The 21,456-nt window shown below is 35.3% G+C and carries 27 protein-coding genes and 1 pseudogene; 16 read left to right on the top strand and 12 right to left on the bottom strand.

What is annotated here, in order from left to right:
- Positions 1–20: 20 nt before the first annotated feature.
- From blaI to GSM42_RS10880, 5 genes are all read left to right on the top strand, one after another.
- Positions 21–401, top strand: coding sequence for a penicillinase repressor BlaI (gene blaI, locus GSM42_RS10865; RefSeq protein ID WP_160801563.1), 381 nt, complete (start codon positions 21–23; stop codon positions 399–401).
- A 768-nt stretch (positions 402–1,169) separates the two neighbouring features.
- On the top strand, positions 1,170–1,667 hold the full coding sequence (locus GSM42_RS10870) for an RrF2 family transcriptional regulator (protein WP_160801637.1): 498 nt from the start codon (positions 1,170–1,172) through the stop codon (positions 1,665–1,667).
- A gap of 75 nt (positions 1,668–1,742) precedes the next feature.
- Positions 1,743–2,570 (top strand): phytoene desaturase family protein, encoded by an 828-nt coding sequence (locus GSM42_RS10875; RefSeq protein ID WP_237446563.1) that lies wholly within the window; start codon positions 1,743–1,745, stop codon positions 2,568–2,570.
- Positions 2,571–2,695: 125 nt separating this feature from the next.
- On the top strand, positions 2,696–3,010 hold the full coding sequence (locus GSM42_RS20615; protein ID WP_237446564.1) for a hypothetical protein: 315 nt from the start codon (positions 2,696–2,698) through the stop codon (positions 3,008–3,010).
- Positions 3,003–3,173: a hypothetical protein gene (locus GSM42_RS10880; protein WP_160801564.1), complete on the top strand. Its 171-nt coding sequence runs from the start codon at positions 3,003–3,005 to the stop codon at positions 3,171–3,173. Before GSM42_RS20615 ends, GSM42_RS10880 begins: the two co-directional genes overlap by 8 nt.
- 15 nt (positions 3,174–3,188) lie before the next feature.
- Here GSM42_RS10880 and GSM42_RS21375 read toward each other — a convergent pair whose 3' ends face one another.
- From GSM42_RS21375 to GSM42_RS10895, 3 genes are all read right to left on the bottom strand, one after another.
- Positions 3,189–3,359, bottom strand: coding sequence for a DUF418 domain-containing protein (locus GSM42_RS21375; RefSeq protein WP_160801565.1), 171 nt, complete (start codon positions 3,357–3,359; stop codon positions 3,189–3,191).
- 188 nt (positions 3,360–3,547) lie between these two features.
- Positions 3,548–3,901: a hypothetical protein gene (locus GSM42_RS10890; protein WP_160801566.1), complete on the bottom strand. Its 354-nt coding sequence runs from the start codon at positions 3,899–3,901 to the stop codon at positions 3,548–3,550.
- A 423-nt stretch (positions 3,902–4,324) separates the two neighbouring features.
- Positions 4,325–4,546 (bottom strand): hypothetical protein, encoded by a 222-nt coding sequence (locus GSM42_RS10895; protein WP_160801567.1) that lies wholly within the window; start codon positions 4,544–4,546, stop codon positions 4,325–4,327.
- A gap of 259 nt (positions 4,547–4,805) precedes the next feature.
- Here GSM42_RS10895 and GSM42_RS10900 point away from each other — a divergent pair, with 259 nt between their 5' ends.
- The gene (locus GSM42_RS10900; protein WP_160801568.1) at positions 4,806–5,432 is read left to right on the top strand and encodes a GNAT family N-acetyltransferase; all 627 of its coding nucleotides are present in this window, start codon (positions 4,806–4,808) and stop codon (positions 5,430–5,432) included.
- Between the two features lie 82 nt (positions 5,433–5,514).
- Entirely contained in the window at positions 5,515–6,126 is a 612-nt protein-coding gene (locus GSM42_RS10905) for a TetR/AcrR family transcriptional regulator (protein ID WP_160801569.1), read from the top strand.
- Between the two features lie 473 nt (positions 6,127–6,599).
- Here GSM42_RS10905 and GSM42_RS10910 read toward each other — a convergent pair whose 3' ends face one another.
- Positions 6,600–6,932, bottom strand: coding sequence for a ribosomal protein L7/L12 (locus GSM42_RS10910; protein WP_160801570.1), 333 nt, complete (start codon positions 6,930–6,932; stop codon positions 6,600–6,602).
- Between the two features lie 234 nt (positions 6,933–7,166).
- Between GSM42_RS10910 and GSM42_RS10915 the strand changes: the two genes are divergently transcribed.
- Together GSM42_RS10915 and GSM42_RS10920 are read left to right on the top strand one after the other, a co-directional pair.
- Entirely contained in the window at positions 7,167–7,640 is a 474-nt protein-coding gene (locus GSM42_RS10915; RefSeq protein ID WP_160801571.1) for a hypothetical protein, read from the top strand.
- Between the two features lie 23 nt (positions 7,641–7,663).
- Complete coding sequence (locus GSM42_RS10920) at positions 7,664–7,813, top strand: hypothetical protein (RefSeq protein ID WP_160801572.1); 150 nt, start codon at positions 7,664–7,666, stop codon at positions 7,811–7,813.
- Between the two features lie 199 nt (positions 7,814–8,012).
- Here GSM42_RS10920 and GSM42_RS21380 read toward each other — a convergent pair.
- The 5 genes and pseudogenes from GSM42_RS21380 to GSM42_RS10935 all read right to left on the bottom strand — a co-directional run bounded on the left by GSM42_RS21380 (position 8,013) and on the right by GSM42_RS10935 (position 10,406).
- A pseudogene (locus tag GSM42_RS21380) lies at positions 8,013–8,153 on the bottom strand (DUF6526 family protein).
- A gap of 29 nt (positions 8,154–8,182) precedes the next feature.
- Positions 8,183–8,266, bottom strand: coding sequence for a DUF6526 family protein (locus GSM42_RS21385; protein ID WP_420820989.1), 84 nt, complete (start codon positions 8,264–8,266; stop codon positions 8,183–8,185).
- Positions 8,267–8,451: 185 nt separating this feature from the next.
- The gene (locus tag GSM42_RS10925; protein WP_160801573.1) at positions 8,452–9,081 is read right to left on the bottom strand and encodes a LysE family translocator; all 630 of its coding nucleotides are present in this window, start codon (positions 9,079–9,081) and stop codon (positions 8,452–8,454) included.
- 75 nt (positions 9,082–9,156) lie between these two features.
- Entirely contained in the window at positions 9,157–9,579 is a 423-nt protein-coding gene (locus GSM42_RS10930; protein ID WP_160801574.1) for a DUF2000 domain-containing protein, read from the bottom strand.
- Positions 9,579–10,406 carry an AraC family ligand binding domain-containing protein gene (locus tag GSM42_RS10935; protein ID WP_160801575.1) on the bottom strand — a complete coding sequence of 276 codons (828 nt, stop codon included), beginning with the start codon at positions 10,404–10,406 and terminating at the stop codon, positions 9,579–9,581. Before GSM42_RS10935 ends, GSM42_RS10930 begins: the two co-directional genes overlap by 1 nt.
- Before the next feature lie 359 nt (positions 10,407–10,765).
- Here GSM42_RS10935 and GSM42_RS10940 point away from each other — a divergent pair, with 359 nt between their 5' ends.
- Together GSM42_RS10940 and GSM42_RS10945 are read left to right on the top strand one after the other, a co-directional pair.
- Positions 10,766–12,178 carry an erythromycin esterase family protein gene (locus GSM42_RS10940; RefSeq protein ID WP_160801576.1) on the top strand — a complete coding sequence of 471 codons (1,413 nt, stop codon included), beginning with the start codon at positions 10,766–10,768 and terminating at the stop codon, positions 12,176–12,178.
- Positions 12,179–12,261: 83 nt separating this feature from the next.
- The gene (locus GSM42_RS10945; RefSeq protein ID WP_237446573.1) at positions 12,262–12,435 is read left to right on the top strand and encodes a glycine zipper domain-containing protein; all 174 of its coding nucleotides are present in this window, start codon (positions 12,262–12,264) and stop codon (positions 12,433–12,435) included.
- A 245-nt stretch (positions 12,436–12,680) separates the two neighbouring features.
- Here the strand turns inward: GSM42_RS10945 and GSM42_RS10950 are convergent, their stop codons facing one another.
- The 3 genes from GSM42_RS10950 to GSM42_RS10960 form a co-directional block, all read right to left on the bottom strand.
- A complete protein-coding gene (locus GSM42_RS10950; protein WP_160801578.1) occupies positions 12,681–13,841 on the bottom strand; it encodes an MFS transporter in 1,161 nt (386 codons plus the stop codon).
- A gap of 136 nt (positions 13,842–13,977) precedes the next feature.
- On the bottom strand, positions 13,978–14,280 hold the full coding sequence (locus tag GSM42_RS10955; RefSeq protein WP_160801579.1) for an ArsR/SmtB family transcription factor: 303 nt from the start codon (positions 14,278–14,280) through the stop codon (positions 13,978–13,980).
- 483 nt (positions 14,281–14,763) lie between these two features.
- Positions 14,764–15,027 carry an ArsR/SmtB family transcription factor gene (locus GSM42_RS10960; RefSeq protein ID WP_237446565.1) on the bottom strand — a complete coding sequence of 88 codons (264 nt, stop codon included), beginning with the start codon at positions 15,025–15,027 and terminating at the stop codon, positions 14,764–14,766.
- A 166-nt stretch (positions 15,028–15,193) separates the two neighbouring features.
- Here GSM42_RS10960 and GSM42_RS10965 point away from each other — a divergent pair, with 166 nt between their 5' ends.
- The 5 genes from GSM42_RS10965 (at position 15,194) to GSM42_RS10985 (ending at position 21,256) form a co-directional block, all read left to right on the top strand.
- The gene (locus GSM42_RS10965) at positions 15,194–16,576 is read left to right on the top strand and encodes an MFS transporter (RefSeq protein ID WP_160801581.1); all 1,383 of its coding nucleotides are present in this window, start codon (positions 15,194–15,196) and stop codon (positions 16,574–16,576) included.
- 667 nt (positions 16,577–17,243) lie between these two features.
- On the top strand, positions 17,244–18,578 hold the full coding sequence (locus GSM42_RS10970; RefSeq protein WP_160801582.1) for an amino acid permease: 1,335 nt from the start codon (positions 17,244–17,246) through the stop codon (positions 18,576–18,578).
- A 19-nt stretch (positions 18,579–18,597) separates the two neighbouring features.
- On the top strand, positions 18,598–19,620 hold the full coding sequence (locus GSM42_RS10975; protein WP_160801583.1) for an SIS domain-containing protein: 1,023 nt from the start codon (positions 18,598–18,600) through the stop codon (positions 19,618–19,620).
- A 60-nt stretch (positions 19,621–19,680) separates the two neighbouring features.
- Positions 19,681–20,463, top strand: coding sequence for a fructoselysine 6-kinase (frlD, locus tag GSM42_RS10980; RefSeq protein WP_160801638.1), 783 nt, complete (start codon positions 19,681–19,683; stop codon positions 20,461–20,463).
- 46 nt (positions 20,464–20,509) lie between these two features.
- A complete protein-coding gene (locus GSM42_RS10985) occupies positions 20,510–21,256 on the top strand; it encodes a GntR family transcriptional regulator (RefSeq protein WP_160801584.1) in 747 nt (248 codons plus the stop codon).
- Positions 21,257–21,456: the final 200 nt, after the last annotated feature.

The raw sequence follows: 21,456 nt of genomic DNA on the forward strand, positions 1-21,456 counted from the left end.
GTAATAGAAGGAGGATTCATATGTCAGATAAAGCACCTAAAATATCAGAAGCAGAATGGGAAGTTATGAATGTTCTTTGGAAAAAGGCTCCATTATCAGCCAACGAGGTAATTCATTCCTTGCAAGAGCAAACAGACTGGAAGCCGAAAACGGTTCGTACTCTTTTGGATCGTCTCGCTAAAAAAAAAGCCATTGGGGTAAATAAGGATCAAAAGATCTATACTTTTTTTCCGCTCTTTTCACAAGACGACTGCCAACATGCGGAGGCTCAATCCTTTCTGAAACGAATTTACGGTGGAACATTAAAATCTATGCTTGTACAATTCATCCAAGAGGATTCGTTGTCAGAAGAGGATATTAAAGAATTGCGTTCTATTTTGGATAAAAAATCTAGCAAATAAGATCAGGGTAATGTCAGCCGACTTGATTTGTGCAATTGTATGTTCATAGAATATAGACCCACACGATTGCCTTTCTTTAAGAAAAGACGATCGTGTAGGTCTTCTAGCTCACTCTCTATCGTTTTCTTCGATTATCCAACATGAGAGTACAAGAAGCGGAGTGCAAGCCAGATGTGTAGAACCAACCAGAGCTAACGATAGCCTACCATATCTGCCAATGCTCCGTACAAGGAACGATAAAACAAACAAAGCGGAAAGCTACTTTAGGAATGACACCATCAGTCCCTTTCTTTTTTCATTGGTAGATACTATTAAAGAGCGTGTTTCGATGTGCCTTGAAACCAAGACACAACAAACAGCACTGATGAATAAGAAAATGCTAACTCAAAGAGTCACCACACTTACACCTGTGACAAACAATCCCCGCCAGCTGTTGATCCTATTTCTAGGCAGAAAAACCACAAGCCATGCACTGATCACTTCACTCATTCTTTTTACGAACATAATGAGTGGGACAAGGAACGTTGTAACATACAAAGGAAGGTAGGTTGCAGTTACACCCATCCCCAATCAAGGAATAAAAGCTAGGAAGCAGATACAATCGACGCTGTTTATATCTATTTTTGTCAGTATCCTATTCGCATATATTTCTTTCTTCAACAAAGAATTTTAAAAAAATAAAGCATTCATAGTTGACCTTTGAGGATTTAAGGTTATAATAGATTTATATTATCTATAATATCTCTTATAGGATGGTGAAGCTTGAATATGGCATACAGTATCGGAGTAGAATATGCCTTGCATTGCCTTGTAAATCTAGTTAATCCACCGGTTCAACAACCTATCGCCATTAAGGACTTAGCTGAATTTCAAGGCGTTTCTGTAACATATCTGTCAAAAATATTCACCAAACTTACAAAAGCAAATATTATTCAATCAACACCTGGCATCAAGGGTGGCTATGAACTGAAAAGAGCACCTGAAGACATATCCTTTTTTGATGTAGTAGAAGCAATAGAAGGTCGCCAACCCATTTTTAAGTGCAGAAACATTAAAGAAAAAGGGTTGATACCTGAATTTGCAAATGAACCAACTCATCATATTCCTTGCCGAATTAATCTGACAATGTTAGAAGCAGAACGAAAAATGGAAGATTATCTAAAACAGAAAACCCTTCTATGGTTAAAAGAAACACTTGACCGAGAATTCGCTCCTGAAATTCTGGAAAAGAAGCAAGAATGGTATATGAGTCTCATGAACAAGTAATATTTTTTTCGACCCTAATGTAGATAACACTTATCCTTGTTATATGAGTTTATGAAAAAAACTGGAGGCATGATGATGAAAACTTTAAAAAAACAACAATATGATGTGGCAGTAATAGGTGGAGGATTGGCTGGATTGACAGCAGCAATTTATGTAGCAAAGGCAGGAAAATCAGTAGTTTTGATTGAAAAAGCGAAGAGATTAGGAGGGTTTGCTCAGACAACGAATCAAAAAGGAGCACTATTTAACTTTGGACCACATGCCATGTATGAAGGAGGCGGAGCACTGGAAATATTGAAGGATCTCCAATGTGTTCCCAAAGGTGGATATGCTTCTAAAGGAGGAATGGTCGGAATTTTTCAAGGTAGGATGATACATATGCCTACTGATTTAACTTCAGACGAGATGAAAGAGTGGGGTCAAGTCATGAGCGGACTAAGTCAAATTGATACTGATTCACTTCGTTCCGTTAGTATCCAAGAATGGGTGAAAAATAATATTGTTCACGATCGTGTTCGCCTTTTCTTCCTAGCTATGTGCAGACAGTGGTCCTATAGTGATAATCCAAATGCGATTAGTGCTGGTTATATTCTCAAACAAGGCCAACTGGCAGGATTTGGAGTTCGCTATGTGGAAGCTGGCTGGCAAAAAGTGGTGGATGAGCTACATAAACTTACAGAGCAACTTGGTGTCACCTTTGTTACCGGAAAGAAAACAAAACAAATTGTAACAGAGAACGGAAATGTGAGTGGAATCTTACTATCAGATGATCAAAAAATCGAAACAACATCTGTAATTACAGCTATAGGACCACATGACGTATACAAGCTCGTGAAAGAAGCAGAACAAACATCCATAAAAAATGGAAAGAAGAATCCTATCCACTCTACGCAGCTTGTCTAGATGTAGCACTAAATCGACTACCCATTCCAGAACGATCTTTTGTACTTGGACTAGATCAGCCCTTTTACTTTTGCATTCATTCGTTATCTGTCCGATTAAGCGAAAATGGAGCCCATGTACTTCATGTGATGAAATATCATGACAACCAATTGATAACAGATGCAAAAGCGGATAAACAACAATTGATCGATCTGCTTCATCTTCTTCAACCTGGATGGGAAGAAGGACTTGTCGCTATTCGATACTTGCCAAAAATATTAGTTGCTCATGACGCACATACCATACACCATGCAGGATCGGGATCAGCATCTAGTCCTATTGTTCCAGAAATAAAAGGTTTATATGTTGCTGGAGACTGGGTCGGACAAGAAGGTCGGTTAGCAGACGCAGCGATGCTTAGCGCGAAATTAGCAGCACAGGAGGTCATCTCACATGAATGATCAAGCAAAAGCTTACTTATATGCTCTATTGAATGCAGTAATAATTGGAATGTCTTTCTTTGTCGTCAAAACTTCACTCGACAGCTTGACTTATTTTTTTTCTGTTGCATTTTTGATAAATGCTGGTACCTGTTGGGATCGGCATTGTGAAGTTGAACTATAAAGGAAAACCCATTTATCAACCCCAGCCATAAAAAATCGCTGAACAGAGAAGATTTTGGAATAAATAACAACTAAGTGGTACTCTCCCTGTTTTTTCGATCCATTTCCATAGCCAAAAGTTTTCTCTCTTTTCTACAAGCCAAGCGAAAAGTCCCATATAACCGATTGCAAGAAGTAGAGAATACATAGCGCATGATCAGATCAAAGATTCCCCTGGAATAAAGACTAGAAAATTCAAGGGAAGTCCTATCAGCAAACCATATTTAAGCATAGCTTTACGAATTTTTTTGCCTTCTTCATTTGGAGAAAATGCACCTTTGCGTATCAACTGTACCCCAATTAAAAACAAGAAAATATTAGAGCAAAAGCCCAAGATCATCTCAAACCGTAGCTCCCAAAAATTGGTGAGACGATATCCCACCAAGTACCATGTTGATATAGTAAAACTGTATTGATGTCCTCTAGAGAAATATTGCCCCTTGATTGCTGCAAAGCAATAATTAGTAAGGTTACACCCAGATAGAAAACAAAATTGATTCCTCCAAAACTGATGAATGCCCATTTAATTGCCCGGTCTCCTGCCTTTATGATCAAGGAGACAATGATTGCAGTCACTGCAAAACTCATCAAAATATCATATTCCATTACAAAAACGAAATTAAGAAATCCCTCGACGAGTAAAATCAGACAAATCCATAAATAAATTCCAGGCCAAGGACGACTTCTCACAATCACCCCCCACCCCGAGGGCTAGCTCAGTGGCGTTACCAGATCATAGTGTTTTACGTAATGATTGCTGATATTTCAACTGCAAACCTACCCCGGAAAGCATTGCCAATACTCTAAAAAATTTTCCGTTGAATAAGGCAAGAGCTAATGTAGTAAAAATGTATCAATAGAACTCCATTATTCATTGTTTTGAAAGGTGAATATATAATTTAGGTTCCCTAAATAAGCAAAAATCCAAATATTAATACCCAATACTAATATTTATAAATTTCTAAATATATCTAATAAACGAATTCGATTTGTTTTGTTTTTATCCATCTGCTTTTTGTCCTCTACAAGCAAATTCTTAGTTCTTCAAGATAGTAATAAATCATGTCATTTACATTTTTCCTAATAATTTACACAATCGTTTATCCTGAATAGCTATTTTTTCTCATTATCAAATGGTTTTGTCTTTGATACTAATATGATTCCTGACACCAAAAGTAAGATATAAAGAGGTAACGCAATAGAACCAGGAATACTACCAAAACTAAAATCCAATGACTTGCCAAGAAACATACTAACAACAGCTCTTATGAATCCTTGTACCGCGAAAAGACAAAAAATAACCCCTGTTACTCTAATTACATCATTTTTACTCATTTCTCCTACCCCTTTTTTCCTAAATAAATACAGAAAACAATTTATAAACTTAATAAAATCAAATATTAAAATTAGCGGCTCGTAATAACGTAAAGATACCGTTTATATTAGTTATACGAGCCTTAATTGGCTATGTTTAGGTGTAGTAAAACGATTAATTTTAAAAAAATAAAGTATTTTTTGAATATTAATTGACACTATTACCTAATCGAATTTATAATGAGCATATATTCATTCATCATAAAAGGGGAAATAATATATGGAATCAGACAATTATAAGTTTATCATTGTGAAAGCAAATACATTAGATTTTGATGTGAGAAAGCAAATGTCTGAAATTTTCTCGGAAGGGTTCTCGCAATGGCTTCGTTTTTTTGCAAAGGATAAAAATAAAATTGCAAAAGCTTTTGCTCATATGTTTGTTTTAGAACATTTCTATGTAGCAATAACTAACAAAAAAGTAGCTGCCATAGCTACATGCACAGATGGTTCTGTTTTATCGATTAAATTAAATAAAAAAGAATTAAGGAAGCATTTAGGATGGTTCAAGGGTACTATGGCTCATCTATTTTTAAAAAAGGAATTTGAAGCACTTGCAGAAAATCCGTCTCCAAGCAAAGGTTTTATTGATTTTGTAGGTACAGCTTTAGAATTCAGAGGAAAAGGTGCAGCATCAAAGCTTATACGATATATAATGGAGAATACTGCATTCAAAGAGTATGTAATTGGAGAGGTTGCTGATACAAATATCCCAGCAATGAAATTGTACACAAAATTGGGATTTAAAGAATACAAACGGAAAGCAATGTCACGGACGATCGCCAAGAAAAATGGAATAAATTATTTAGTTTCCTTAAAGTATGTGAAATCAGATATGGAGTGGTAATCGTTTTATCAGTACAATAGATTCATTATAAATCGAAATGAATTTCGGTTTGTATTTTCACTTTGCAATGGAGGGAAAGTTCTTGCCTAGAACAAAAGCACAATACAAGGCAATGAGAGTGGCAACTAAAAACAAAATACATTCGTCTGCAATTAAACTGTTTGCTAAAAAAGGCTTTGCTGCAACCAGTGTTCAAGATATTGCATTTAGTGCAGGAATTAGCATAGGACTATTGTACAGACACTACAATACCAAAGAAGAATTATTTAATGATCTTGTATCCTATGCTGCAAAAGGATTAGAAACATTGATTAAAAAGTTTCAAAGTGAAACAGCCCCAATTGAATTAATTCAACAATTTACTTTAGAAGTATTGCATGATCTTGAAAATGATGATGAATTTGCACAATTTTTCATGATTATGAATCAATCTTCTGCTATAGAAGATCCTTCCCCACAAATTCAATATTTAAATAGCCAAAGTGAAGCAATGTTAGAACAAACTGCTCGTCTTATAGAAAAAGGTCAAGAACTTGGTCAGTTCAAACAAGGAAATGCTTCCGAAATGGCATTTTACTATTTTGCATCCATACAGGGATTAGCGATGATAAAATTTTCCATAAATGAACGGTTTATTACTCCAAGTCCTAAATTAGTAACAGCGTTTTTAATCAAGGAAGATTATTATAAATAGAGGATCAAGCTTTCTTCGCATTGCATTTAATAAGGCATATACAATGAGACCCTGTGGTATCATTATCCCAAATACTATAGCACTACCAGTTATAAAGTGCTTTACAAGTATTTTCGATATTTATGCATAAATTCTATGATTGTAAGGGTATTAAAGTGAATACCAAAAAGGTCATGGTACCTATCCGCTTCCACTTAAGCAACAATTAGAAGGTGTCCAGTAGTAGGACAAATGTAATTCTGATCTTGCAATTAAATTGATGCCTATCTCATCTCAGAGAAAGGCATCAGACTGAAGGAAAAAAGCCATAGTACTGTGAAAGTTGTATGGATATCGCTGACTAAGATGCATCTAAATAATCACTAAGTTCTTAGGAACGTTTTGATCAAATACAGCTTTTCTTTGTAATTTTACGAACGCGGAAAGCATACTTACCAAGTGAATTTGAAGTATAAAATGACACATGATATCTATTAATCAAGTAATCTTCTCTGAACCGCTTCCACATACTCTTGTGCTTCTCGCAATCCAAGTTTGGAACGATCTCTTACCATCTTAATAGCTGTAACCTTCTTCCCTTCTATAAGAAGCAAGCGAACTTGCTCATTCATCTGTTGGTCAGCAAAAGAAAAGACCTCTAATATCTTTTCATCCTCGCTTAGTTGCTCTGATCGATCTAACTGTTCCCATTTCTGTTTTCGCTGCTTTATCTGTTTTCTTCTATTGATGATAGTTTTAAAGATAGTAACGATTACAAGTAAAATTAACAACAAACTAAGTATTGCTTTGATCAGGTCCATATCCATCCATGTATAGCCTCCTGCTTTTCTATAGATGGATACCATTATACCATTACGATATTTCCGATTCTTTTAATATAATATAGAAAACTGCATCCTCTATTTTGTTTTATTATGATAATGACTGGAAGATTAGAAAAAACAATGAATTACCAAAATACCCTAAAATAGTCTCTATTCAATGCATATTCCATCAGGTAAACTGTATTTAAAAATAATATACCAGTAAGGAAGATAAGTATGGAAACTGCAGAATTCACAATAGAATCCAGCAGAATAAAAGCATCGATTAACATTCTACTGCATTTTTTTCGTTTATTTATCATATTTGGACCATTTACAGCTCTTCAAGTCACAAATGATCGATCACCATTTTCCATCGTGGTTATTGGATTCTTGCTGTTTTTGTTGTTTACTTGTGCTGATTGGGTTTGGTTATTTACTCGAAAGCCAATTGCTGCAGTAACTCCAGAGGGAATTTGGATATATCAAATACATAAACGCGTATTTTTCAATTGGACAGAAGCAAAAAAGTTTCAATTTAAAAGAGATTTGCTATTGCGTGGGGGTAGGATGATTTATTTTTATAATAAACCAGGGAAATACCTTGGCTACATAAATACATCCAGAGCCATTTGGGATCGAAATCAGATAAAAGAAAAATTACAGCTTTATGCAAGATGTATTAACGACCGAAATAATTTGTGGGGCTGAAAAATAGAGCGAGGAGAGAAGCTATGTCTGACAAAGAAGGAAAAAAAACAGAAGAAGCAACAACTGAAAAAGGATTTTGGGCATCTTTAAGGATTGAAGGTTATATTGAATTAATCCTTTGGGTCATCATCATAGTAAGTGGTATCTATAGTCTGATTCAATATTTCAATTGATAGAGAAATGTAAAACTATCTATAACAACCATAAATAGTTTTTGCTAAACGCTGCCACTCAAAGATTTTAAAGATGCTTGTCACTATATTAGAAGACCACAGATTTTATCCATTTATAGTTAAGATACGATATAGCTTTTATCACAAAAAATCGCCTTCTCAATCTGAGGAGGCGATTTCTTCTACTAGGTAGTCATCACTACACACGATTATGATCTTCTCTCCAAGTTTTAATAGTTTTTTTGATTTCCTCAAGAGTTAAATTCCCTTTAACAGTTTTTTTACACAAATCAGGAAATTATTCATCTGAAGCAAAACGCAAGGCAACAATTTGTTTCATGGTTAACTGAGATCAAGTAGATTTCCTGTTCATGCATAGTAACGTAGATTTTCTTCTGCTCGAATCGCACGATCTTGTACTGTCGTGGCAAACATTCGTGTAAAAAAGTCCAATGGTCGTGGTCAATGATAAGAGAAGGATCAGTGTTGAATCTGATCAATGTACCCTCCTCAAACATGGACATCCCCAATAAAAAACGCTGCAAAAATAGTTAATAGCGACAATTAGGAAAAACCGTGGGTTTCTAATAATCTATATCTCTCAGAACAGATATTATCCCCCGATAGCAACGAGGAATTCAAATGCATGTTTTTACCCCGAAGCCTATTAATATTACTCCAATAGATTTTTGAAGGATTTTTTGAATTTTAGGTTTTATGAACCACTTTTTCACTTGATCTAAAAGATAAATCAAGATTAAAAACCAACTCACTGCTATTATAGTAAGAATGAAACCGAAGCCAATTAATTGTTGATTGATATTTTCATTCAGATCAATAAACTGAGGTATAAAAGTTATGTAGACCAAAACCGTTTTAGGATTAAGAATATTACTAAGTACTCCTTGTAAATAGGATTTTCTCCTATGGCGTGATGACTTGTCAGTAAAACGCTGACATTCAGCTTGGACAGCTTCTAATGAAAATGTATTTTTATCTAAAAATACCTGTATACCTATATAAAACAAGTATGCAGCTCCGAGGTACTTGATTACATTGAACAGAATTACTGACTGGACAACGACAACTGACAAACCGAGAACAGCAATAATAGTCCAGCAAGTTAGACCTGTGGCTATCCCGAGTATCGTAGAATATCCAGCTTTTGTTCCATGGTTGAGCGTATTTTTCATAATAAGAACTGTATCTGCACCAGGTAACATAGACATCATAAAGGCCATTAAGATGTATGCAAACAAATTATCCATTCTACTCCTCCCCTTTTACATCCATTCTTTAGATACTCCATTATAAGGAGAATGAACTATAAATCTAGTTCCTATCTACCTAAGTAGAGGCAAACCTCCTGTTAAACGATTTACTTTTTTCTTATCCCCATAGATTCCCAGACCTAAGTAACGATAGCTATTTTTGGATATTTTCTGTAGTTTCGCTATGTATTCTTCGTACGTTTTACAGCTTTGCGCGGTGTCTGAAAAATCTACGACAATGAGATCAGCAAACTCTTCTGTCCTAGTCTTATCTCTTAACCCATGGAGAAGGTCAGCACTTCCTTTTAAAATTGGAACTGGTGTTTTTACAATTCCCAAGTGTTCAATACCTGAATGATCTATTACTCTGCTGCCTACTATGTCGGGAGCATACTTCCCAACGGTAATACCCAAGATTGCTGCTGTATTGGCGATCAAACCTAGAGGTAGATTTTCATCGATGACAAGTACGCATTTTGTTTCAAAATTACTCATTATGATACTCCTTCATTTTCAAAAATTCTCATATATTGCTTTGGTGTTAACCCCACTTGTCTTTTAAAAAATTTAGTTAAGTGACTTTGATCGCTAAACCCTGTTAAAAAACTCACTTCGATAGGCTTTACACCTTGTTCCAGAAGTTTTTTTGCATGATTTACTCGAATCGTTTCTAGGTAGCTGTAAGGGGAGATACCCTTTTGTTTTGTAAATGATCTTAGTAAGTGAAACTTGCTCCATCCTGTTAAGTTACTTAGATCATTAAGTGTAATTGTTTTTGTATAATTTTCCTCCAGATAGTTACATATTGTTTTGATTTCGTTAGAGGTTTCTGAAACTGATGAATGGATGGTAAGATCAGAATGCATCTGGATAAGTTCTTCCAATAAGTATAAAAATAGCTCTTCCTTCTTAAGCTCACTGTCACCCTGCGAAATTTTTAAATGCAGCTCCCTTAAATTACATACAATCTCACTATGATATAAGACGTTTTGTTGGAAGCATGGAAGGCATTCATTATCATTAATTTCTAACATTGCCTTTTTCATAACTTCTGGTGTCACATTGATGCAGCGATAATCTAACGATTTGCCGTCTATCTGCTCGCAACTGTGAGTATCATAAGGGTTGAACAATAATAAATCTCCTGGATTTATGATGTATTCTTCACCTTTGCAAACCAAATAACGCTGACCTTTTTCAATAAAACCGATCACATAATACTCATGAAAATGAGCAGGAAACTTTTGCATGATCCCCTTAAATCGATAGGCTTCGATGTTTAAATCAGAATCAAGATAAACGGTTCGGATTTCATTTAACATCCAGCCATCCTCCTACACTGTAATAACATCCTAAAAATATCATGTGCTAAAAAATTTTTCTTGTATAATATTGCTCTTGAAATTGTAATTCAGTTGTCCCTAAATATAAAAATTTTGCCATGTCATATTGATAGCTGATCTTAATAAGTTTGATTAAATTAGCAGATGCAATATAAATACATACCAGCTCAGGTCTAGTATTGACAACAATATCATTTAATAATATATTATTAAATGATATATCATTAAATGATATACACTATCCATAAGATTTCTGATTAAAGGGAGGCGTGTTCACTTATATAAATAAATTGGTACCTCTACTATTTGACAAGCTTAAGAGATTGGAGAGATACAATATGAAAAAACGATTTAGCTCGATTGCATGGATGATAATCTTTTGTTTGCTTACCCTTTCACTTGTTCCTATAGGAGAAGAAGTAAGTGCAGAAAATGAGGAAAATCCAAAGTGGTCTCAGTGGTTACAAAAAAATGCCTTCCCAATCAAAAAGCTTGATTCAACAAGTAAAGATGCCTATGAGGATTTAGGTTTTCTAAAAAAAGTATTAAAAGGTAAACGAATTGTACTTCTAGGTGAAAGTTCCCATGGTGCTGCAGAATTTAATTCAACCAAAGTTCGACTCATAAAGTATCTTCATGAGAAGTTAGGTTATAAAGTGCTCGCTTTTGAATCAGGGCTTGCTGAGACAAATGCATCGGATGCACAAATGACTACTACTGCACCAATTAAAATGATGCAAGATTCCCTTTACCCTGTCTGGTATACACAAGAAGTATCTCATCTTTTTGAATACATGAAAAAAGAGAAAAAAGAAAGAACACCTCTATCGTTAGCAGGAATTGATATGCAGCCAACAGGATCCTACGCTGCCTTCTTGAAAAATTGGTTCCAAACCATCGATTCTAGTATAGGAGATAAAGCTCATCTATTGGAACAAAAGTATTTAGGTTTGCTGACTCTTTCTAATACAGATACTTTTAATCGAGAACAAACAAAGATGATTCAAGAATACAAGGAATTGAGTCAATTTGTGCAAAAAAATAAGAAGGAGTTAGCAAAAGCATATCCCAATTCCCCGCATATGATTAGAGTCACACAGTATGTGTTACAAGATCGAATTTATTCCATGGAACACGGGATGAAATTCTTAGTATGGAGTAATAAATATGTGAAAGAAAACAATGCTGAACTTGCAAACAAATATTTTGATCAATTCTCTGAAGCTAGAGATGAAGCAATGGCTAAACATTTAACATGGCTTACAGAAAAGCTCTATCCAAAACAAAAAATAATAGTTTGGGCACATAATCTTCATATTCGTAAAGCCAATACAAAAGCAGAAAATCCATATCGAAGTTCTGTGGTAACTTTTGGACAACTTCTACCTAAAAAAATCAAAGATCAATCGTATGTTATTGGCTTATATATGAATCGAGGAGTATCAGCATTTAATAATAGACAACCAGCACCAGTACGCTTTCCTCATCCAAAAGGCACGATGGAATCTATTCTTGGGAATTCGGGATATAAGAATATTTTTGTAGACATGAAAAATCAACAGAAAAAAGAAGGAACATCTTGGATGTTCACGAAACGTGCTGCTCTTGATTGGGGAACGTGGGAAGAACAAATAATCCCTACAGAACAATTTGATGGAATTCTTTTCATTGATAAAGTTCACATGCCTAAGTATGTGAGCAATACAATTTCACACATTCCAGAAAGGAAACTTTATAAAAGAATTCCATAAAGTCCTCTGAGTGAGATAGTAAGCTTAATGAAACGTTTGAAATGTTAATATAAAATAAAGATGCCTTAGAAAGGGAGATGTATGTGTCTAATAAAAAAGAAACAAAAAGAGGAAAAGGAATTGCATTAGGTATATCATTGGGAGTTTGTTTTGGAGTTGCTATTGGTCTGATCATGGATAATTTAGCAATGGGGATCGGGATTGGAATGTGTGGAGGAATAGCAATCGGGTCGATCCTAGAATTTAAAAAATCTTAGACTATTTAAAAATAGTATATGTCTTCAGAACAAGCTGTAGGTTTCAGAAAACATGAACGAATTCTCACCAAACTCGTCCTTTTTATTTCATGTTAAGACCACTTCTTCATCAATTTTAGAAGTGGTCTTTTTCTGCTATTCGCTTCGTTTTGCAGAGAGTATCTAATAATATTTTCACCATAGACGATTGTATCGATGTAGAAAGACTTTCAAAAAAAATTGATTAGAAGTGAGACGATGTGTCTTCACTTTGCAATTTCTTTAGAAGTTAAATGTGAAGTTATAAATGTTGCAACAATCGCGATTACAATCCCAAATGCCCCTATCCAAGTGATAGAAACCAATGAAAATTTCTCAACAAGAATACCGCCTAGTCCTGCACCAAAAGCAATTGCAAATTGCTGAATCGACTGATTTAATCCGATTAATACACTAGACGACTCAGGCTCTATTGTAGCTAGATGATATTGCTGTGTTGGTCCAGTAGACCATGCCGCAAATGACCAAAAAATTAGAATTGCCAATACACCGAAATATGAGTTGGTCACTAGAGAAAGCATAATAAGCATAATGATATGTAGTACCATTCCCCCAGTTAGCGTAATGGAAACACCCCATCGATCAATACTATATCCACCAAACTTGGAACCAAACAAGCTAGCGATACCAAATATAAGAAACGTTCCACTAAGCAGTTTACTGTTTATTCCTGAAACTGTAAGTAGGTAAGGTGTTAAATATGTGTATACAATAGAGTAACCTCCTAGCCAGAAAAAAGTGATGGATAATGCCATGATCACTTTTGGTTTTTTCAAGAGAGCAATCTGTTGAAGTAGAGATACAGGTTTATCCCCTGTTGTACTTGGGATAGCAAAGTATATTATGATCATTGCTATCAATCCGAGTAGTCCAATTCCTAAAAAGATATCCTTCCAGTCAAATAATTCTGCTGTTACCCTTCCTAGAGGAACACCAATTATAAGTGCAGCTGTAAAACCTGTTATTACAGTTGCAATTGCCCTACCCTGCTTCCCTTGTGAAGCGATCTTCGTAGCAATCGTTACTGCATTCACAAGAACCATTCCAGCTCCCAATGCGGTAATAACCCGTGCAACAATAAACCACGCATAACTTGGTAATACAAATGCTATGATATTTCCCAGTACAAACAACCCAAGAGAGAAGATCATTAACTTATGTCTATCCATACTTGCTGTTAATGCCATAAGAATGGGTGTAAAAATCGCATAAACAAGCGCAAAAATCGTAACTAACTGTCCAGCAATGGCTAAAGGAATGTGAAGATCATTTGCAATATTATCCAATATACCTGAAATGATGTACTCCGAAGTCCCAACTAAAAAACTGACAATAGATAGAATAAATATTTTCCAATTGTTAGACAAAATATTCCACTCCTTTTATATTATAAACATATCTAGATAAATAGATATGTTAGTAAAAAATATGTCCAAATATCCATATAATTGGATATTTGGATGTAGGATAAAGCTAAATTCCATTAAAAAATCAACGTTATTTTCATATCTCTCTTTTCAAAAGCTCAGCAATTTCACCAATGGCTCTCTCATCTCTTTTGTAGTAAGTATACTTTCCTATTCGCTCAGCCTGAATAAGTCCAGCTCGTAAAAGTATGGAGAGATACTGCGAAGCAGTCGATTGCGTCATTTTCAATCGTTGTGTAATTTGATTCACGCATACCCCTGTTTTTCTCATATCAATCCCTTCGTGAGGCACAAAATGACGATCTGGCTCCTTCAACCATTGCAAAATTTGCAATCTTGATTCATTGGACAAAGCTTTAAAGATTATAATTGGTTCCATGTAATAATCATATAATAAAATCACGATATGTCAATATAATATAAATCAAACAATGTAATCAGGCAAATCAAAGGAAGAAGATTCATAAGCAAAAAATTAACCATCGACGTGGTCTTCACTATTTATAGTCATCCCCAGTTTTTCATTAGCAGAACGACCATATAATGAAAAAAGCTTCCTCTTCCAGTAAGATGTGATTTCATTTTTAGGAGCCACCAAAATCTAATTCATAAGAAATCACCCCCCCACATCAATGAGAACGCGACTTCTTTTTTTACACTACTTCCTGCATTTGAAAGAAATGTCCAATGCATGGTACATATGGCTCTTTTCTCGGATTACAAATTGAGAAAATATTGGGTCTATCAAGTTACGATAGGCAGTCATACGAGTAGAATGCTTATTATACTGATGTAGTGTTCTAGCACGATCCCATAATCGAACCCAACAGAATGTAGTTTGGCAGTATATGAATTTTTCTATTTACTTCTTTAATACTCTTTTTAACCAACTTTGAATCGTTTCTAGACCATCATCATTAAACAGATAAAAATTTCTCTTCCCTTCTTTTACCAAATAAATTATGTGAGCTTCTCTTAATTCTTTTAGATGGTACGACAATTTGGTATTTGAGATACGAATACCTTCTTCACGTAATACCATTAAAATATCTTCTGGACAAAATCCTTCTTTCGCCTTAGATGTATCAGGTAAAAATTTCCTCCTTTCAGAGTCAAATTGTAACATCTCAATAATTCGAAAACGTATTGGATCCTGAAGTACTTTAAAAACATTAGTTATATGAGTGTCGTTTGTCATGATTTTATTATAAAGGTTTCCTCTTGACATTTCAAATATATTTGAAATAATAGATGATAGTTCAAATATATTTGAAATGAGGTGGCATTATCCCATGAGATTTACCCGACAAGAAATTATTAGTTTGTTAAGTATTTGTATAGGTAGTTTTTTAATCATATTAGATTCAAATATTGTAAACATCATTATTCCTGACTTACGAGAACAACTGAGTTTAACCATTTCACAATCTTCATGGATCGTAAATAGTTATGTGCTGGCATTTGCTTCGCTAATATTGTTCTTTGCTAGATGGAGCAAGAGAATCGGAGCGAAAAATGCCTTTATTGCAGGTATTACTGTCTTTATGGTTGGTTCATTGTTTTGTGGGTTGTCCGATAGCTTTACCAATTTGCTCATCTCTCGCATTATTCAAGGAATTGGTGCAGCTCTGTTTGCTCCCATTGCGACAAAATTGCTATCTTCCATTATTATAGAGCCTCAAAAAAGAGCGATTGCGTTTGGTATTTGGTCGGGAACATCAGGTATAGGATTTGCATTCTCACCCTTAGTCGGCGGATTTTTAAATGAGTTATGGGGCTGGCAAAGTATTTTCTTTATCAATATACCTTTTACTGTGATCGTTATACTAACAGCATTTATCTCCATTAAAGATGTGAAAAAAGAGAACATTTCCATGTTTTTTAAGGAACAAATCACGGTAGTATTTTTCATTGTCACATTTGTGTATGCAACACATGAGTATAAAATAATTGATCAATCATCGCTCTTATTGACTGTAGGAAGCTTTATGTTCCTGTTCTTTGGATGGAGGTACAGTGTGAAGTTCAAACAAGGACAAACAAATGTCATATCAAGACAGATGTTTACAAAGTTAAATATTTCCAGTTTAATTAATGGATTTGCCTATAACTTTTCCATCTATGGAATCATGTATTTCCTTTCTCTTTATTTTCAAGAGAATTTACATTTATCATCGTTTGAGACAGGTATTAAATTTTTACCATTAACGTTATCTGGTATGCTGATATCATCGTTTTTATCACCAATTTTAGTGAATAAACTTGGAAAAGCATTCACACAACAACTTTGTTTATTTGCGATTGTCGCTGGAAGCATGCTTTTGTTTATTTACTTTATAATATTTCAAACACCTATATTCATCGCAATCAGTTTCATACTCTTAGGTTCATCTGGAGCCATTGCTCCTGTATTAATGAATGCGGCATTTTTGGCGACTAATAAAATATATCATAATGAGATATCCTCATTAGTCAATCTCACTCGTCAAATGGGAAGTATTTTAAGTGTAATGACTGTTTCTATCATGTTAGAACTTTTTGCAAAGGAAACAACTATACTTTATTTCTTAATAGTGACGATAATCGTTCTTATTGTGGCTTACATCTACTCATCTTGGGCGAACAAACATGACATTCACAATTATCCATGTACAGCTAGTAGCCATAGTACATGAATCAAGGAAAAAACAAGGGGGCATAAATCTTTTATAGTAATACCACATTTTTCTCTCCTATTTCACTAAATTCTACGTGTGAGAGTAAGAGTAAGAAGAGAGAACTTCATAAAAAAGCTATTCGCACCAATCCATGGCAAAATCGCCTCCACAAATTCATAGAGAAGGCGATCTTTTTTTACAGCACTGCCTGCACTTACGAGAATTGCTGTGAATCTAAGTAACCCACCAGCAAGTTGGAATCAGAGATCACATCATTTAAGCCTAATTCTTCAGTACTAACCTGTGTAGAAAAGTTTCAGTCTGAAGATGTCACCTCCTTCATTATCTATTCATTCTCTGTAAATAAATGATGAGTTCATTTCATTAAACAGTGAAATACAAAGAAATAATCAAGTGATACACGTAAAAAACCAACCATTTGTAAAGCTTTTACTTAAAGGTTGGTTTATTTTTGTAATAAAATAAAGAAAAGTATATTCCCTATTGTCTATAATGTTATATAACGTTATATTATAATAGATAACAAATGAAAGCGGTTTCCTTTTGACAGCAGGAGGATCACCATCAACAAAATGAAAAAACCTAGTTTGTTATCTAACACCTATTCTTCTTTAATGAAGAATTATATCAAACTACTTATTGATAAGAAATGGAGGAGAAGCTTATGGCCAGTCATACCCTAACCCGCAAATTAGGTCTATGGACAGCCTTAGCAATTGCAGTTGGAACTACGATTGGATCTGGTATTTTTGTCTCCGTAGGAGAAGTAGCCAATGCTTCTGGAACACCCACTCTATCAATTTGGGCATGGGTTATCGGTGGACTGATGGTAATTCCACAGATGATGGTGTTCGCTGAATTATCCACAGCGTACCCCGAAAATGGGAGCGGGTATGTATATCTAAACAAAGCGGGTTGGCGTCCACTAGCCTTTTTGTATGGTTGGGCAACTTTTTGGGCTCTCGATCCACCATCTATTGCTATTATGGCCCTTGCCATCGTGTCCTATATGACCATTTTCTTTCCTTTCTTTGGTGGATTTGCCGGAAAGTTGCTAGCTGTGGGCCTCATTACGCTTTTAGCATCCCTCCATTATCGCAGTGTGAAAGAGGGTGGAACTTTTCAAGTTATCATAACCATCATGAAAATCATCCCTTTTGTAGTTGTGATTGGATTAGGATTAATTTATTTTAACACTGATAATTTTACAGTCCATTCAGCTGTCGCTTCTGGAAGTACAAGCTTATTAGGTGGGATATCAGCAACAACTTGGTCTTATACGGGAATGGCTGCTGTTTGCTTTATGGCAGGTGAATTTAAAAATCCAGGAAAAACACTGCCTAAAGCGTTGATAGGTTCCGCGTTAATCATTACGGCTTTATATACCTTACTCTCTATCTCCATCACAGGGATTATGCCTTTTGAAGAACTGATTGGATCACAAGCTCCTGTTTCAGACGCTTTGTCCTATATTCCTGGTTTTTCTGATACAGCTTCCATTATTGTTGCATTGACAGCTATTATTGTCATTTTAGGATCTCTTAGTTCTTGCATTATGTACCAACCAAGGTTGGAATATGCGATGGCACGAGATGGTTTATTCTTTAAACGTTTTGCTCATGTCCATCCCAAATTTGAAACACCTCATTTTTCTATTATTGTACAAGTTATATATGCTTGTATCCTTGTATTTGCTGCTGATTTGCGAACCTTGCTCGGTTATTTCACCTTAATTCAATTGCTGATCAATATGCTAACGTTTGCCACAATTTATAAATGCCGAAAACGAGAAGATTATAAACCTATGTATCGTATGCCTTTGTGGAGAGTTACGACTATTTTAGCAATTATTAGCTCTGGAATTCTTGCTTGGGGCACCTTTGAATGGGCGCCTGTACAAGGTATGATATCAGGTTTGATCGTGGTTGTGACAGGGTTGCCAGTGTACTTCTACTGGAATAAAAGAAACAAAAACAATCAAGCAATAGAAAATTCATAATTAATGGAGGATCAATAATATGTTGCATTTAGATAAAAATAAAGTTGATTTTTTAGTTACTTCAAGTATGGTAGCTGAAGTAGAACGATTTATTCAAAACGGTCAACAGCATATAGAAAATATTGTAAATGAGCTGGTGAATAGAAATATTACGAAAGTATATTTTGTAGGTTGTGGAAGTTCAAAAGCTGTTGGAACAGCTGCGAAATATTTGCTAAATAAGTATAGTACTATTGGTGTCGATGTTTATACAGGCTGGAATTTTGTTGATCATACACCAAAAGCTCTAGATACAACTTCTGCAGTAGTTGTTATTTCACACTCTGGAACGACAGAAGAGGTAGTAAAGTCTCTTCAAATTGCGAACGAACAGGGAGCTACTACGATCAGTGTGGTGAATAAACCAGAAGGAAATCCGTTAACGGAGGGAGCTGAATTTGTTATAGCTTATCAGGCAGAGGCAATGTGGGAATGTCATTTATTGGCTGTATATTTGATAGCACTTCATTGGATACAAAAAACACAACCATCATTAGAAGTAGAAAAAATTCTCAAAGACATCCCCAAATTACCGCATGTACTTGCCTATCACATTGACACATTTGAAGAAAAAGCATTGGAAATGACAAAAGTTGTTAGCCATTGGAAGGGATTTTACACTATAGCAGCTGACCCTTTATTGTCATTAGCCTATAAAGAAGGAGTCATTACAAATATGGAATTCATGTGGGGACATGGTGCTGTCATTGAAAGTGGTGAATTCCGTCATGGTCCACTGGAAATCGTAGAACCAGGTGTACCATTTGTTTTCTTGATTGGAACTGATGAATCACGTCATATAACGGAACGAGCATTACAATTTGTGAAAAAGTACAAAGGGGAAACATTGGTCTTTGATTATGCTGACTTATCACAGGGACTGCATCCTGCACTTGCACCTCTGGTTATGTTTGTACCACTGGAATGGTTTTCTTACTATTTTTCCGTAGTAAGAGATCATAATCCAGACGACCGTCGTTACTATGGTGTGGTGGAATATTAAGAACTATCTCCCCTATTTATGATAAAAGATAGGGGAGGTTCTTCTTCGAGGAGGTATATGATGAAACTAGTATCTGTAGGAGATAATTGCATGGATGTGTATCATACAACAGGTACCTCCTATCCAGGAGGAAATGCTGTCAATGTAGCTGTATATGCCAGACAATGTGGAGCTACTACCTCATATGTGGGATTTGTAGGAACAGATGACTATGGAGAGCAAATGCAACTAGCCCTTAAAGAAAGAGAAGTTGACATTTCTCATTTGCATAGGATCAGTGGAAAAACGGCCGTTACACAAGTCGAGTTAAAAGGAAATGAACGGGTTTTTGGTGAATATCTCGAAGGTGTGATGAATCATTTTACACTAAATGAGGATGATTTGCGCTATATTGAGCAATATGATGTTGTTCATTCGGGATTTTGGGGGCATACAGAAGATTTCTTCCCTCGTTGGAGAGATAAACAACTGATCACTTCATTTGATTTTGCTGATAAACTAGATGCCCCGCTGGTTCGTACATTAATTCCATCCATTCAATATGCTTTTTTTTCATATGGCCAAGATGATGATTTTATTCGTTTATATTTACAAGAAATGCATGAATTGGGTGCAAAAGTCGCTGTAGCTACCCTTGGTGAAAATGGAAGTTTGGCCTATGATGGGAAATTCTTTTATCAACAAAATGCCAAATCGGTTGAAGTGATAGATACAATGGGCGCTGGAGACGCTTACATCGCCGGCTTTTTAGTAGGTGCCATGCAACAAAAGCATATAAAGAAATGTATGGAGTTGGGAAGCCAAAAAGCAGCGAAAACCATTACCTATTTTGGTGCCTGGTAACAGAATGTTATAATGAAGGAGGAATGGTTTTACAGGAGGAATCCGAATGTCAATCAATCATGCAACACAACCATTTTATATGCAAATCCGACAAATGATCCATGAAGATATTAATAATGGAAAATACAAGCCAGATGAAAAATTACCAACAGAAGCAGAACTTTGTGAAATGTATCAAGTAAGTCGAATTACTATTCGCAAAGCTATTAAAACCCTAGTAGATGAAGGATCTCTTGTACGAATTCAAGGGAAGGGAACTTATGTAACTTCTAAAAAAATTAAGAATGAACTCCTCTCGGTGAGTGGATTTTCTGAGTTTAGTCATCAATTGGGCATGATTCCTGACTCTCGAATTATACGTAGCAACGTAATTCATGCAAATCAAGAGATGTCTGAGCGACTACAAGTAAAAAAAGACTCTCCGATTTTAGAATTGGTTCGCCTCATGTATGTAGATCGTAGGCCTCTTTTTTTTGATCAGGCCTACTATTCATTACTCCGGTTTCCTGACTTAGAGAAAAAAATAGGTCTGCAAGAATCAACCTATCAAATTTTGAAAGAAGAATTTCAAACGGAAATCACTACCAATGAAAAAGTAATTGATGTCATATTAGCAAATAAAGAGATTGCTAACCTTTTACAATGTGAAACAGGAGCTACCCTTTTTCGCATTGAAAAAATTGCTTTTGATCACAATGATCAGTCTGTCCATCTATCTATTTTTATGTGCGAAACAAATAAAGTGAGTTTAACTGTTCATCGTTCATCAGGAGCTGAAACAAGTCAATTTTGAGTTTCCTACAAAAGTAATTAGCTTCCTCAAATTTGAAGAAAACCTATTGGCTATGGGAACGGAAATAATTCCCCTTTCGTGCAGGAGATCCACATTCAGAATACTCGATCCTAGCAGGACTGCTACCATCAATTGGTGCACCGATCACCGCTGGATTTAGTTTAAGAGTAGCAGTCTCATGGATAATAATTAAGAGATTT

The sequence above is a fragment of the Shimazuella alba genome (genome assembly GCF_009831235.1).
In the GTDB taxonomy this organism is placed as follows: Bacteria; Bacillota; Bacilli; order Thermoactinomycetales; family Thermoactinomycetaceae; genus Shimazuella; species Shimazuella alba.